We start from the raw sequence: 14,389 nt of genomic DNA, 5'->3' as shown, positions 1-14,389 counted from the left end.
TGGCTGGGTGACGCCGGTCTTATCGCAGGAACCGTACTGAGTTCTATGTTTGAGGTGCATGCAGCAATGGCTGCTGTAGTCATGCAAGGGAACCCAACTAACCCTATTTTATTGCTCGCCTTATTATTGGGTTTAGCGACACATGCAATTTCTAAATCAATTAATGCGGCAATTACGGGTGGTTTTCAATACGCACTTGCTTTTGTTCCAATCCAAATTATTCATATGATTGTTTTAATTATCTTGATATATACTATGACAAATAATTAAAAAAACTCGGTGGTGTGTCAGAAAGTATGCTGGGGAATAAAGGAGGGTGACAGCCGAGGCAAGATGATATATTTGAGTAGATATCAGCTGCCCCGACTGTCACAGTCCCGGTTTAAAGAAACCCCGATATTAACAACGTCACCTAAGGAAAGTAAACTTCATACCTCAGTCTTCTACACTATATAAATAGTAGCATATAGAGCTTTCTCGACTCATAAGATTTAAATAAACCCATAGTAATTATAGATATTAATAATATTTCGAGCACTATAATATTGAGGGATCCACTACCTAATAAGTTATAGTGCAGATTGTATAGGTTAACTGATCTCTAATATCGCTCTCAAATTCGGAACTGAATCTTTAACTTGATTAAAATTTGAACAATTCTTGAAGCCTTGAAAGCCCTATAGAATCAGAGAACTTAGCATAGATTTCTTATTGATTTTATCGCCAGCATACTTTTTAGAACACCACCGTATTTTTTGAGGATGTCTATGTCATACTCTATTCACGATGAGCCGCACCTAAGTAACCGGAGTCAATGGCTCAGAGCAGCGGTACTTGGCGCCAATGATGGACTCATTTCTACCGCCAGTTTACTGGTTGGTGTTGCCGCCGCAAACGCGAGCAGCCAAACCTTATTACTGACAGGATTGGCGTCACTGACTGCAGGGGCTTTATCGATGGCGGCTGGTGAGTATATCTCTGTGTCCTCACAAGCAGATACTGAAAAGGCTGATTTAAAAAAAGAGCTTTACGAGCTGGCGCATAATCCTGAGCGGGAGCTTGTCGAGCTGACAACAATTTATAAGCAGCGTGGACTTGATCAAGACTTAGCACACCAAGTTGCTGTCGCCTTAACTGAGCACGATGCACTTGAGGCTCATTCTCGTGACGAGATAGGGCTAACTGAAATCAGTCAAGCAAAGCCCCTGCAAGCTTCCATTGCCTCCGCATTGGCCTTTAGTACTGGTGCCATATTTCCTGTCATCGGCATCTTGGTGTTTCCAGCCCAGATCCTTGTTTGGTCATTGGCCGCGCTGACCATAGTCGGCTTAGTCCTACTTGGCATGGTATCGGCGCGCTTGGGCGGTGCACCCACTCTCCCTGCTGTCACTCGCGTCGTCGTGTGGGGTGTATTGGCCATGGTCGCAACATCACTTATTGGGCGATTACTTGGGGTGTAGCAGATTCAATTTAAAAGTATGACAGTTTTATTTTCAAATGACTAGAACGGTTTAGAGCCCAGTTTATTTTTAGCGCTCATTACTTTTTCGTAACGCATCCTAGAACGATACGTCTGTATCAGCGCGCGTTTGTAAGTAAAGACCTATTAAGGTATTCAAAAAGTGGTGGTGTGTCAGAAAGTATGCTGAGGAGATGAAAGGAGGGTGACAGCCAAAGCAAGATGATATATTTGAGGTTATGAAGACACAAATACAGATCAATTGCCCCGACTGTCACAGTCCCAGTTTTTCGATACACGGCAAAAAAAGCTATGGCAAGCAGAACTATCAATGTAAGGACTGCAAACGCCAGTTTATTGGCGATCATGCCCTAACTTATAACGGCTGTCACTCTAGAATAGAAGATAAAATACGGCTAATGACAGTGAGAGGCTGTGGCGTCAGAGACATTGCTATTATAGCCTCAGTTAGCATTGGTAAAGTGCTTAGCACCATAGGCTCATCTGTTTATAAGATTGCGCCTAAGAAGCGCTATTATGAACGCTTAGAGGTTGATGAGTTTTGGACTTACGTGTATCGCAAGAAGCGTAAAGTTTGGCTTATTTATGCTTATGACCGCGCTACCAATGAGATTGTCGCTTATGTCTGGGGCAAACGTGACCTGAAAACAGCTAAGAAGCTAAGAGCCCGTCTTAAACAACTGAAAGTCAGCTATGGCTCTATTAGCATGGATAACTGGGATAGCTTTATAACCGCATTCAAGCCTGACAAGAAACAAATCGGCAAGCAGCATACGGTAGGCATAGAAGGTAATAACTGTCGCCTTAGGCACCGATTGCGACGAGCCGTTCGAAAGACCTGCTGCTTCTCAAAGAAGTTTGATAACCACTTTAAGGTGTTTGATTTGGTATTCTTCTATGTCAATGACCCCTGCCGTCAAATCCGTATACATAAACTTGGGAGATTTTAGTTACGCAGCTTGACGATAATAATCAAACCACATCTGTCTTGGCGATTTATAGCTCAAGCCCTTTTGAATCCTAGTCTGGTTGTAATATAGCTCGATGTATCTAATGATATCGGTAATGGCGGCAAATCTAGTTTTATAATCCTTATGATATACCAACTCATTCTTCAATATGCCCCAGAAGCTTTCTATTGGAGCATTGTCGAAGCAATTACCTTTAGCGCTCATTGAACCTGTAAACTGATGCTGCTTAACGATCTTGTGGTAGGCATGGCTGCAATACTGGCTGCCTCTGTCAGAGTGAACGATTAGCCCTTTGTTTGGACGTTTATTCCTGATGGCCATGTTCAATGCGCGACAGACCAAATCTGCGGTCATGCGTTTGTTAATAGCGTAACCGACCAGCTCTTTGGTATATAAGTCTTTGACTCCCGCTAAATACAACCAGCCCTCATGTGTCCAGATATAAGTAATATCGCTTACCCATGCTTGGTTAGGGCGATTGGTGTCAAACTTCTGATCGAGCACGTTTGGATAGACCAGTTTGTGATGATTAGAGTCAGTGGTGACTTTAAAGCGCTTATGACGACGGCATTTGATGCCGTGTTCCTCTTTGATGCTTCTGACCATGTATAGACTAATATCATACCCTTGCTCGGTGAGCGTTGCATGCAGACGCTCAACACCATAGCGCTCATGAGTCTCACTATGAGCGGCTTTAACTAGTAGCTCGCACTGATTACGGTGTACCTGCTGACAGCTGATATCACGACTCAGCCAGTCGTAGTAGCTCGATGGTTTAACGCTAAGTACGCGGCACATCCTACTGATGCTAAAGATTTGCTGGTTGTCTTTGATAAAGGCGTACTTTACTAACTGTTTTTCGCGAAGTACGCCGTCGCCTTTTTTAAGATCTCGCGCTCCTATTCGGCAACTTTAAGCTGTCGCTTTAGGCGTTTTACCTCTTCAAGCGCACTCATAAGTTCAGGGTCATACTGCTTTGTTCCTACAAGCTTGCCTTGATTGGCTTTGTTATGCCAATTTGAGAGCGTTTGCATCTCTATTTCGAGCTGCTGAACAGTTGCACTCAAGTTACGATTGTTGTCTGTTATCTTTTTGACAGCTTCTACTACAAATTGACTGCCATGTTATGCCCTTTTAATGCCATAAATCTGATATCGTTCTCTTAGGCTTATATGTGTGTAGCTCACGGTTGCAATCTTGCTTTGGCAGTGGATAATGATTTTGAGGTTAGGGCATCTATGCCTATTTTTTATCTGCTCAGCCAAATATTTACAATCATCCATTATGGCTACGTTTGATGCCAGCATAATTTTTGATGCACCATCCAATATTTTTTTAATGACAATCAAAGGAGATTTATATGAAAGCGGCACGTTTTTATGACAAAGGCGATATTCGTATTGAAGATATTCCAGAGCCTACTGTAGAGTCGGGTACCGTTGGAATCGATGTCGCTTGGTGTGGCATCTGTGGTACCGACTTGCATGAGTTTATGGAAGGTCCTATTTTTATTCCCCCTTGCGGTCATCCTCACCCAATCTCAGGAGAGTCTGCCCCAATCACTATGGGTCATGAATTCTCAGGCGTCGTTTATGCTATTGGTGAGGGTGTTGATGATATTGAGATCGGTCAGCATGTCGTGGTTGAACCATATATTATCGCTGATGATGTTTCTACCGCGCCTGGTGAGAATTATCACTTATCAAAAGATATGAACTTCATTGGTCTTGGTGGTCGCGGTGGTGGTTTGTCTGAAAAAATTGCGGTCAAGCGCCGCTGGGTACATCCTATCTCTAATAAAATACCATTAGATCAAGCAGCCTTGATTGAACCGTTAGCCGTTGGCTATCATGCTTTTGTGCGCAGTGGCGCCAAAGCAGGTGATGTTGCTTTGGTCGGTGGCGGTGGTCCGATTGGATTGTTATTGGCGGCAGTTTTAAAAGCCAAAGGCATTACCGTCATTCTCACTGAATTGAGTACCAAGCGCAAAGAGAAGGCTAAAGAAAGTGGGATTGCCGATTACATTTTAGATCCGACTGAAGTAGATTTGACTGAAGAAGTCATGATGCTTACGGATAACCGCGGTGTGGACGTGGCTTTTGAATGCACCAGCGTCAATAAGGTATTGGACTCGCTGGTTGAACTTACTAAACCTACTGGTGTGGTTGTGATTGTCTCTATCTGGAGCCACCCAGCTTCCGTAAATGTACATAGCGTAGTCATGAAGGAGCTCGATGTACGTGGGACTATTGGTTATGTAAACAATCATCAAGAAACCATCAAATTGGTCGAAGATGGCTTAGTGAACCTTGAGCCCTTTATTACTCAACGTATCAAATTGGATGACTTGATTGCTAAAGGCTTTGAGACTTTAATTCACAACAATGAATCAGCAGTGAAAATTATTGTGAACCCGAACCTGTAAATAGTAAGGCAAGGGATATCCGGCTAGCTAGGTGGTTTTAATCCGTACGTTAGAATTTACCAAACCTCAAGTTGCCCAAATCTACCTAGGAAGCCTTAGACACACTGATCCCTGCTGTCAATCCCGTACACTTAAACTTGGGAGATTTTAATCAGACAACTGGCGGAAGTTTTTTAGGGTATACCCTAGCGAACCAGTCAAGTGCTTTCACTGGTTCGGTTCCCTAGTGAGGACTTGAATCTTTGGCTGTGAGCTAATGGTATTAAGGTTTCAACTTGCTGAGATAGCCACAGTGTACTTCATGATGTACTTACCATAGATATTCTATCTATGATCGGTGCGCTAGTGAGGACTTGAAGAGACCATCCCAGATTCTGTGTAACTGACGTTTAGATTAAATACTTACACAAAATTTAGGAAGGTCTCCCAGATTCTTATCAAAGACTTCATCATCTATTATTCGCCAAACGGCAACTTGCTGATGGTCTTTGGTGGTGACTAGATTTAAAGTTTGTTCAATCATTGCTTGAGGTCTCATATCCTTATGATGTTTATTTGCTTCAAACCCAGTTACTTTACACTTAGCGGTTTAATTAAGCTACTTACTCAACTTCAATATTCTAAAGGCGCCCTGAATAACTAAAGCAAATACGATGCTACCAATAATCAAATCAGGCGTACTAGAGTGTAACCAATTAACCAAAATCCCTGCAACAATTACCCCTAAATTGATAATCACATCGTTTGAAGTGAAAATCATACTGGCTTGCATATGGGCTTCTTCTTTGCTTTTCGATTTTTGTAGTAAATAGAGGCAAATCGAGTTTGCAATTAGCGCAAGAATCGATATGACTATCATGGTAGAAAAGTCAGGTAACTGCTCATTGCCAAAGAAACGTCTTAGTACTTCTAAAAAACCAAGAATCGCTAGCGTAATTTGAAAATATCCGGCAATTCTAGCAATCCGTTTTTTCTTAATGACCGTTCCACCGACCGCAAATAAGCTAATTCCGTACACGAAGCTATCTGCTAACATATCTAAGCTGTCGGCGACCAACCCCATCGAACGAGAAATCAGTCCCGTGCTCATTTCAATAATAAAGAAAGCAAAGTTAATGACCAGCACTATCCATAGTAGCTTTCTTTGCTCAGCATCTTTTTTGTGACTAGAGTCAGCATCAATTTTAAAATTATTGTTGGGATCAGAGGGGTCAATGGTTTCGGTCGAGAGTAGGGTGTCTCCTAATTTTAGGTCATGAATAGCAGTCTCTATCCCTTCTATATTGTCATGATGAAACACAGTTAATTGACGGTTAGGAATGTCGAACTCAAGATGTTCAATATTCGAGTGGCCCTCTAATTTCATTCGGATTAGGTTTTCCTCCGAAGGGCAGTCCATCTTCGATATTTTAAAAGTTGTTTTATTCATAGCTACATTTATATCCGGGTGGTGGTTCAAATGCCCAGCCTGTCTAAGTGACAATATAAAGAAAAATGGTTTCAAAAGCTATACCCTAAAGTGCATCGTAAACAGTTATACATGAGCTAGCTATTTCAATTAAAAGCTTACAGGCTATATCATAGTAAATCCTAAATATATCGAGCTAGAATTGACGGACAACTTAAAGCTAATGTCAGGATAGTCTTGATTTATCTCATTATGTCTATATTATTAGACATATAGAAACAATTAATACTATACTTTTAAAAAAAGTTCGATGAAAATGTTTATGTGATTTGTTCATTAGAATCCTGATGAACCATCTGATTGGTATAGATAATTTATATTATCAAGCATATGTCGCATGTTTATCAAAGCAAGCAAATCAATCGTGTGTATTTACAGGGCTTACTATGAAAAACATCCTATTTCTTTGTGTCGCTAATTCGGCCCGAAGCCAAATCGCTGAAGGATTGGCCAGATATTATCTGCCAGAAAGCATCCAGGTTACGAGCGCTGGATCTATACCATCTAACCTTAATCCTTATGCCATTAAGGTGATGGCAGAGTTAGGTATTGATATCAGTCAACAACATGCCAAAGCAGTTGAGGAGCTAGACACCCACCTTGTAGATGCTGTTATAACTCTGTGTGCTGAAGAGGTCTGTCCTATTTTTTCAAGAGATGTTCAACGGCTGCACTGGCCGCTAATCGATCCTGCAATTGGTTCAAGTTCGTCAGACGAAGCACTTGAGCGTTTTAGAATGGTGAGAGATCAGTTGCGACAACGAATTTTAGTATTGGCGGAGCTAATAAAAATGCCATCTGGTATCGATTCTATAGAGTCTCATACTAGTATTCGAGTCAATGATTTAGCGAAGAGTACGGCGTTTTATAGCTGGTTATTAAACACGTGGCCAAAAGAGTGGACCCATCGATATGCGACCTTTATTCGCCCAGACCTAAACTTGAATATGGTTCTGGTCGTCTCTGATGGTAAAGAGCTTAATCATGACACGCTTTATCATTTAGGGGTAAATGTGAATAACCAGCAAGAAGTTATTGATGCTTTTTTTAGCGCAAAAGATGCTGGCTTAACTGTTTTTAAACCACCGAGAACCACTTGGAAAGGCACACCGTTACATGAATTATGGCTAAAAGACCCTGATGGTAATCTAATCGAGATTTATGCACGTCTAACAGATACAGAGATTTTAACAAAACCCCAAAATGAGCAGCCTACTTTTTTAGTAGCAGGAACTGATACTGAGGATAGTGATGTCAACTAAGATATTTGACGTGATAGTAATTGGCGGCGGTCAAGCAGGTTTGGCGGTAGGGTATTACCTGAGACGTGCTAAGCTTGATTTTATTATCCTCGATAATCAAATCCAAAGTGGTGGAGCGTGGCGTCATACTTGGCCATCACTAAGGTTGTTTTCTCCAGCAGTAATGAGCTCATTACCTGGTAGGCTCATGCCAAAGGCTAAAGATAATGAATACCCGCATCGAGATGAGGTGCTCAGTTATCTTGCTGATTATGAGCAGCACTACCAGCTGCCTGTGTATCGACCATATCAGGTGACCAATGTACAACGAGATAGTGAACACAACTGTTTGCGAGTGACGGATGGAAAATTTACTTGGTTGGCTAAAGCAGTGGTTAATACGACAGGTACATGGAGTCATAGCGTTATACCAACGCTTGAGGGTCAAGAGATGTATCGCGGTGAGCAGTGTCATTCTGCAAACTATGCGGGTATTGAGACGTATAAAGGCAAGCGGATACTGGTAGTCGGTGGCGGCAATTCTGGCGCGCAAATTTATGCTGAGCTAGCTGAGGTTGCCGATGTAAGCTGGGTCACGCGTGAGCCGCCATTATTTTTAGCAGATGATGTCGATGGTCGCGTATTATTTGAGAGAGCTACGGCTCGGATTATGGGTAATAATGGAGATGCACCGGTGGGCGGAATTGGTGACATTGTTATGGTGCCTCCAGTGAAAGCGGCTCGTGATAAAGGTATTTTAAAAGCGGTGTCTATGTTTAGCCGATTTACTGAGCAAGGTGTCGTGTGGAACGATGGACGTGAGGAACAAATCGATGCGGTGATCTGGTGCACTGGGTTCAAACCAGAGCTTGACCATATAGCCAATTTGGGTGTGCTAGAGGATGATGGTAAGGTAGAAGTAAAACAAGGCCAATCTATAAAAGAGCCTCGTTTATGGCTATTTGGCTATGGTGATTGGGCAAGTCCAGGTTCAGCTACTTTAATTGGTGCTGGACGTAGTGCTAGAGAAAATACTCCCGCTTTGATTGATTTTGTGCAAGGGGTTTCTTAATACTCAACTCGATTTAGACAGTTATAGCTTGAGAAAGCCAGTTTATGAAGACCTCATAAAATATCTTGATTTATTTTTATATGTCTATATTATTGGACTTATGGAAATAATAAATGCTACTGCCAGCTTTGCTGCGCTCTCTCAAGAAACTCGATTAAAAGCTTTTAGACTTTTGGTTAGTCATGAGCCTGATGGTCTGCCTGCTGGTGAAATCGCTCGCAATCTTGGTGTGCCACATAATACGATGTCGGCTCATTTAGCCGTGCTTGCCCGGGCAGGATGGGTAAGCTCACAACGACAAAGCCGCCAGATTATTTATCGTGCGTCTCTTACGCATGTCGAAGATGTCATTCAATTCTTGTTAAAAGACTGCTGTGCAGGTCACCCAGAGTTATGTGGCTCTCTTTTGGACAGCTTGAGTGCCTGCGATATCAACCCATCCGACAAACCCAACAGCTAAGCTACTATTCTTTTAAGAATACAAACCCTTCTAACACTATAAAAAGGTCGTTATGACACCTATCATTTTTCACAACCCTAATTGTGGTACGTCTCGCAATACCTTGGCCATCATGAAGGCTTCAGGCGAGCAACCGAACGTCATTGAATACCTCAAAACACCGCCTACTCGTGAATATTTGATTGAGCTGTTAGGATTGATGAAACTTTCACCGCGTGAGCTTCTACGCCGTAAAGGTACGCCTTATGATGAGTTAGGTTTAGACGACCTTGTATTGTCTGATGATAAGCTTATTGATGCAATGATGGCGCATCCTATTTTGATAAACCGTCCTATTGTGGTGACTGATAAAGGCGCAGCATTATGCCGACCTTCAGAGCGGGTATTTGAGCTATTGCACCATCCAGTGAGTCGTTTTACCAAAGAAGATGGCGAAATCGTCCAATCTACTAAAGACAACAGTCTAGACCTCTCTGTCGATTTAACGGAGTTACCAAATATAGATGCAGTAGAGCTGCAGCCGATTGATATTGATGCTCTGATTGGTGCAAATGATCCCCGTCATCCACCAAGAATATTGGTGCTATACGGCTCTTTACGTGAACGCTCGTTCTCTAAATTAGCAAGTGAAGAAGCGAGTCGGATATTGCGTTGGTATGGTTGCGAGGTGCGTACCTTTGATCCTACGGGTTTACCATTGCCTGATAGTACTGATGCTAATCATCCGAAAGTACAAGAGTTACGTGAGCTAGCAGCGTGGTCTGAGGGCATGCTATGGGTTAGCCCTGAGCGCCATGGCAGTATCACTAGCATCATGAAAGCGCAGATTGATTGGATTCCACTGTCATTAGGTGGCGTTCGACCGACTCAAGGTAAGACGCTTGCAGTGATGCAGGTCAGTGGCGGCAGTCAGAGCTTTAATACCGTCAATCAGCTGCGTATCTTGGGGCGCTGGATGCGTATGATTACCATACCCAATCAGTCGTCTGTTCCGAAAGCTTTTTTAGAGTTTGATGACAATAATCGTATGCTTAATTCGCCTTTATATCAGCGTATCGTTGATGTGTGTGAGGAATTAGTGAAGTTTACGTGGCTCACACGTGGTCGCTCCACTTATCTAACCGATCGTTATTCTGAGCGCGTAGAGAGTCGTGAGGAAGTATCACAGCGTGTAAATCAAAAATCACTCTAAACTCAAGCGTATCTAACGTTAACCTTCTCTAATACCATTGTTTTATTAAGGCACCTTTATGCTCGCATTAGCGATTTTTATTGTCACTTTGACTTTAGTCATATGGCAGCCAAAAGGACTGGGTATCGGTTGGAGTGCAATGGGCGGCGCAGTAGTTGCCCTGCTTCTAGGGGTGGTGCAATTATCAGATGTGGCTATCGTCTGGAATATCGTCTGGGATGCCACCTTTACCTTTGTCGCGCTTATCATCATCTCATTGATATTAGATGAGGCTGGATTTTTTGGCTGGGCAGCATTGCATGTTGCAAGATTAGGTAATGGTCAAGGTCGGCGACTGTTTCCCATGATTGTTATTTTAGGCGCATTCATTGCTGCCTTTTTTGCTAATGATGGGGCGGCGTTATTGCTTACTCCTATTGTCATTGCCATTTTGCTGCGCCTTGATTTTGCACCCAAATCAGCTTTAGCCTTTATCATCGCTACTGGCTTTATTGCCGATACCGCAAGTCTGCCATTAGTAACGTCTAATCTAGTCAACATCGTTAGCGCTAATTATTTTGATATTGGTTTTGGTCGCTATGCAGCAGTCATGGTGCCAGTGAATATCGTATCTGTTATCTCAACGCTACTGATATTATGGCTTGTCTATGCGCGACATATTCCGAAGCATTATTCAATGGATAGTCTAAGCTCACCGCAATCTGCTATCAAAGACCCTTTGGTTTTCCGAGCGGCCTTCCCAGTATTGGCCTTATTACTCATCGCTTATTTTGCCACTGAGTCATTGGGACTAGTGATTTCGTTGGTGACTAGTATCGCAGCACTAGTGCTAATAGCAATCGCAGGCCGCTGGTGGCAAGGTGGTCGTGGTACCAAGCTTTCCGTGACCCATGTCCTACGCAAAGCGCCATGGCAAATCGTGTTGTTTTCAATCGGTATGTATTTAGTGGTTTATGGCTTGGGTAACGCAGGACTCACGGCATATGGCGCGCAAATACTAAACTGGTTAGGACAGCAAGGTAACGTCATTGCGACGGTCGGAACAGGCTTTCTATCAGCTATCATCGCCTCAGTCATGAATAATATGCCGTCAACGCTTATAGGAGCGCTGGCGATTGATAGCGCCCAAGTTCCCGCTGCAACGCGCGAGTTGATGATTTATTCCAATATTATTGGTAATGATTTAGGGCCAAAATTCACCCCAATTGGTAGCTTAGCAACCTTGTTATGGTTACATGTACTGGCGGAAAAGGATTATAAAATCAGCTGGGGTCAGTATATGAAGATTGGCTTATTCATAACACCGCCAGTACTACTCGTAACGCTTTTAGCTTTAGTATTTTGGTTGCCTATGTTACCCAGTGTTTAAGTAAGCGGTCATTCTTATAGTACGGTGCCTGTATAGCGCACCGATCATGTTCCCACAACAGAGTTTATGACGTTGGATGTCAGAAATCAGTTCTTACTGGTTCTATTTAGGTATAATTATTTAAAACTAGATAAAAATTATATTTTTAAGGTATATGGTATGGAATCTGATACATCATTCTTATTAATAGGAGCTTTAGCAGCCCAAGCTAACACAACCAAAGATACTATTCGTCATTACGATGAGATGGGGCTACTGAAATCTCGAAAACGCCAAGCAGGATCACGCCTATACACCGAATTTCATCCTGAATGTATTGAGCGTATTAAAATGATTAAAGGCGCACAAGCTATCGGTTTTACTCTTAATGAATTTAAAAGACACCTAAATGATCATTTCAATGGCACTCTCAATATTGATAAAGATTTAATTACTATTTCCAAAAAACTTACTGAAGCGAAACGTCAAAAAACTGAGATCATCAATACTATTAACCGGCTTAGTGCTTATTATATTATTCTAGAAGAAATAAAGTCAGACAATATCGGCTTCATTTCTAAATCTGAATGGGAAAAGCGAATAGCGGCGCAGCTCTGCTTAACCTGAATCGCACCGATCATGAATAGAATATGTATGTTAAGTACACCATGAAGTACACTGTGAATATTTCAGCGATTTAAAACGTTGATAACATTAGCCCGCAGCTTAGCATTCAAGTCCTCACTAGGGAACCGAACCAGTGAAAGCACCTGACTAGTTCCCTTGAGGTATGCCTCTAGAAATTTCCTATAGCGTCACAACAATTTTGCCAACCTGTGTGTTGGATTCCATATAGCTGTGAGCTTCCGCCATCTCTTCAAAAGCGAATGTCCGATTAATAATAGGACGCAGCTCGCCATTGGCAAGGCCATGATTGATGAAATTCTTTGCCTGTTCCAGCTTGTCCAGATCGCCAGTAATTTCAAAAAGCTCATAGCCACGCAGCGTTAAGTGCTTGCTCAATATATCCATGACCGGAACGGGAATATCGCGGTTATCCAGTGCACCGTACTGAAAGAAGATTCCTTGCATGGACAGCGTTTGAAGAATTTTCCCAGCATCGGGACCTCCCACAGGATCGAACGCCATGCGTGCACCTTTGCCGTCAGTGAGCGCCATTACCTCGCTAATCAGATCTTGCTCTTGCGTTGCAATCACGTGCACAGCTCCGGCGTCAAGCAATGCCTGTCTTTTCTTGCTGCTGCGCGTCAAGGCTATCGGTGTCGCTCCAACCATATTCGCAATCTGGATTGCGGCTAGTCCCACGCTGCTTGAGGCTGCCCCGATCAGTACGGTTTCGCCCGCTTCAAGCTTACCAAATTCGATCAAGGCGCCGTAGGCAGTAACAAACATCATCCACGTTGCCGCAGCCTCGATAAAGGACAGATTTTCTGGATGCTTAACCACCGCATGCGCGGGCGCATTAACCAACTCGCCATAAAGACCGTAGTCAGCAAACGAAAAAGCGGGCACCACACTGACTATATCGCCAACCACAAACTCGGTCACGTCCGGCCCGACGGCTTCAACAATACCAGCTGCTTCATAGCCTAAAACAGCGGGAAACTGCGGCTCAATGACGTACTGTCCAGTTCGATACATAATTTCGGCACGATTAATACCAAGGGCTTTCACACGTATCTGAACCTCTTTGGTTTTGGGAGCAGCGACGTCGACATTATCGATTTGAAGAACGTCAGGACCGCCAGTTCGGTGAAAACGAATGATTTTGGACATAAGATTTGTTCCTATTGATAAATGGAAATAATTATTGGGTTACAATTTGAGAATTAGGTGCTCGCCATAATAGGCATGGTGTTCAGGCAATATCCGATCTCTGTTAAAGCATTTAGCTTCTATCCATAGAGTAATATTTTACATAAATAGGGCACGACTTAAACGTACAGCATAGTCAGCATCAGGATTTGTCTTACTATCGCCCATTCGCTCAGAGATAGCTTCGACAGATATATCTCTTCTTTTAGGGAGGCGTTTTTTTTCTGCCATTGAAAGTGCAGAACCAAGCTCCTCATAAGTCAAGTCAGTACAATAAGATGGTGAGCCAGGCTGTTGTCTCCACGACTCTGCAAGCGTTCCAGAATATCTTGCATCGAATCCCGTTTGTTGAACAAGCATCATTCCGATCTCTTTATGTTCCTCATTATCAGCAGCAACAGGAATCGCAATGCGATCAACGCTATTGACGGGAGATGATTTTTCGGCGAAAGAATGGGAACCAATAGCATTCCATGCCTTGACTACTGACCTACCTAATATCTCTGTTACCCACAAACTTTCAACTTGACCCTCATCAATACTTTCTATTCGATCATCTCGAAGAGGATAGTAATTCGAAGTATCGACAACGATTGTTTTAGCTGGAAGTTTTCTAATGAGAGGTGCGATATCTGGAATCCGCATTAGTGGGATAGACAATATAACGACATCGGCATCTGCTACTGCTTCCTCAGTCGTTGCAGGCTGCGCTCCATTTATCAGCAAATCAGCTTCGATAGATTGTGGACCTCGTGAATTGGCTACTTTTACCTGATGACCCGCTTCACTTAATCTTATTACTAATGTTTTTCCAATATGACCGGTGCCAATAATTCCAATTTTCATAGATAAATGCCTCACTATTGATTTGCTAATTAAGATATACTTAAACTTAC

At 42.8% G+C, this 14,389-nt stretch carries 12 protein-coding genes and 3 pseudogenes; 11 read left to right on the top strand and 4 right to left on the bottom strand.

Going from position 1 to position 14,389, the window contains the following annotated elements; translation table 11 throughout:
- From B2866_RS05430 to B2866_RS05420, 3 genes and pseudogenes are all read left to right on the top strand, one after another.
- A pseudogene (locus B2866_RS05430) lies at positions 1–270 on the top strand (Mg2+ transporter-C, MgtC family protein); the annotation flags it as partial.
- A 497-nt stretch (positions 271–767) separates the two neighbouring features.
- Positions 768–1,460, top strand: a complete 693-nt coding sequence (locus B2866_RS05425; RefSeq protein WP_296191376.1) for a VIT1/CCC1 transporter family protein — start codon at positions 768–770, stop codon at positions 1,458–1,460.
- A 238-nt stretch (positions 1,461–1,698) separates the two neighbouring features.
- A complete protein-coding gene (locus B2866_RS05420) occupies positions 1,699–2,430 on the top strand; it encodes an IS1 family transposase (RefSeq protein WP_109592153.1) in 732 nt (243 codons plus the stop codon).
- On the opposite strand, the pseudogene B2866_RS05415 reads toward B2866_RS05420, so the two are convergent.
- Positions 2,431–3,539 (bottom strand): annotated as a pseudogene (locus B2866_RS05415) (IS3 family transposase).
- A 272-nt stretch (positions 3,540–3,811) separates the two neighbouring features.
- On the opposite strand from B2866_RS05415, the gene B2866_RS05410 reads away from it, so the two are divergent.
- Entirely contained in the window at positions 3,812–4,876 is a 1,065-nt protein-coding gene (locus B2866_RS05410; protein ID WP_058023639.1) for a 2,3-butanediol dehydrogenase, read from the top strand.
- Between the two features lie 598 nt (positions 4,877–5,474).
- Here the strand turns inward: B2866_RS05410 and B2866_RS05405 are convergent.
- Complete coding sequence (locus tag B2866_RS05405) at positions 5,475–6,305, bottom strand: cation transporter (protein WP_087814222.1); 831 nt, start codon at positions 6,303–6,305, stop codon at positions 5,475–5,477.
- A 326-nt stretch (positions 6,306–6,631) separates the two neighbouring features.
- Between B2866_RS05405 and B2866_RS05400 the strand changes: the two genes are divergently transcribed.
- The 7 genes and pseudogenes from B2866_RS05400 (at position 6,632) to B2866_RS05370 (ending at position 12,284) form a co-directional block, all read left to right on the top strand.
- A complete protein-coding gene (locus tag B2866_RS05400; protein ID WP_211317073.1) occupies positions 6,632–7,606 on the top strand; it encodes a VOC family protein in 975 nt (324 codons plus the stop codon).
- Complete coding sequence (locus B2866_RS05395; protein ID WP_109592152.1) at positions 7,596–8,657, top strand: ArsO family NAD(P)H-dependent flavin-containing monooxygenase; 1,062 nt, start codon at positions 7,596–7,598, stop codon at positions 8,655–8,657. The genes B2866_RS05400 and B2866_RS05395 overlap by 11 nt, the downstream gene beginning before the upstream one ends.
- Positions 8,658–8,757: 100 nt before the next feature.
- Entirely contained in the window at positions 8,758–9,117 is a 360-nt protein-coding gene (locus tag B2866_RS05390) for an ArsR/SmtB family transcription factor (protein ID WP_102076267.1), read from the top strand.
- A 52-nt stretch (positions 9,118–9,169) separates the two neighbouring features.
- Positions 9,170–9,502, top strand: a pseudogene (gene arsC / locus B2866_RS05385) (arsenate reductase (glutaredoxin)); the annotation flags it as partial.
- A gap of 51 nt (positions 9,503–9,553) precedes the next feature.
- A complete protein-coding gene (arsH, locus tag B2866_RS05380; protein ID WP_227678594.1) occupies positions 9,554–10,309 on the top strand; it encodes an arsenical resistance protein ArsH in 756 nt (251 codons plus the stop codon).
- A gap of 58 nt (positions 10,310–10,367) precedes the next feature.
- Positions 10,368–11,678 carry an arsenic transporter gene (locus B2866_RS05375; RefSeq protein ID WP_109592150.1) on the top strand — a complete coding sequence of 437 codons (1,311 nt, stop codon included), beginning with the start codon at positions 10,368–10,370 and terminating at the stop codon, positions 11,676–11,678.
- 159 nt (positions 11,679–11,837) lie between these two features.
- On the top strand, positions 11,838–12,284 hold the full coding sequence (locus tag B2866_RS05370) for a MerR family transcriptional regulator (protein ID WP_102076270.1): 447 nt from the start codon (positions 11,838–11,840) through the stop codon (positions 12,282–12,284).
- A gap of 180 nt (positions 12,285–12,464) precedes the next feature.
- Here the strand turns inward: B2866_RS05370 and B2866_RS05365 are convergent, their stop codons facing one another.
- Both B2866_RS05365 and B2866_RS05360 read right to left on the bottom strand, forming a co-directional pair.
- Positions 12,465–13,454 (bottom strand): zinc-dependent alcohol dehydrogenase family protein, encoded by a 990-nt coding sequence (locus B2866_RS05365; RefSeq protein ID WP_109592148.1) that lies wholly within the window; start codon positions 13,452–13,454, stop codon positions 12,465–12,467.
- A 138-nt stretch (positions 13,455–13,592) separates the two neighbouring features.
- The gene (locus B2866_RS05360) at positions 13,593–14,354 is read right to left on the bottom strand and encodes an NADPH-dependent F420 reductase (RefSeq protein ID WP_407691884.1); all 762 of its coding nucleotides are present in this window, start codon (positions 14,352–14,354) and stop codon (positions 13,593–13,595) included.
- Between the last annotated feature and the right edge of the window lie 35 nt (positions 14,355–14,389).

The sequence above is a fragment of the Psychrobacter sp. UBA3483 genome (assembly GCF_002377905.1).
In the GTDB taxonomy this organism is placed as follows: Bacteria; Pseudomonadota; Gammaproteobacteria; order Pseudomonadales; family Moraxellaceae; genus Psychrobacter.
The sequence above is the reverse complement of the archived record's forward strand: the minus strand, read 5'-3'. Positions and strand labels throughout refer to the sequence as shown.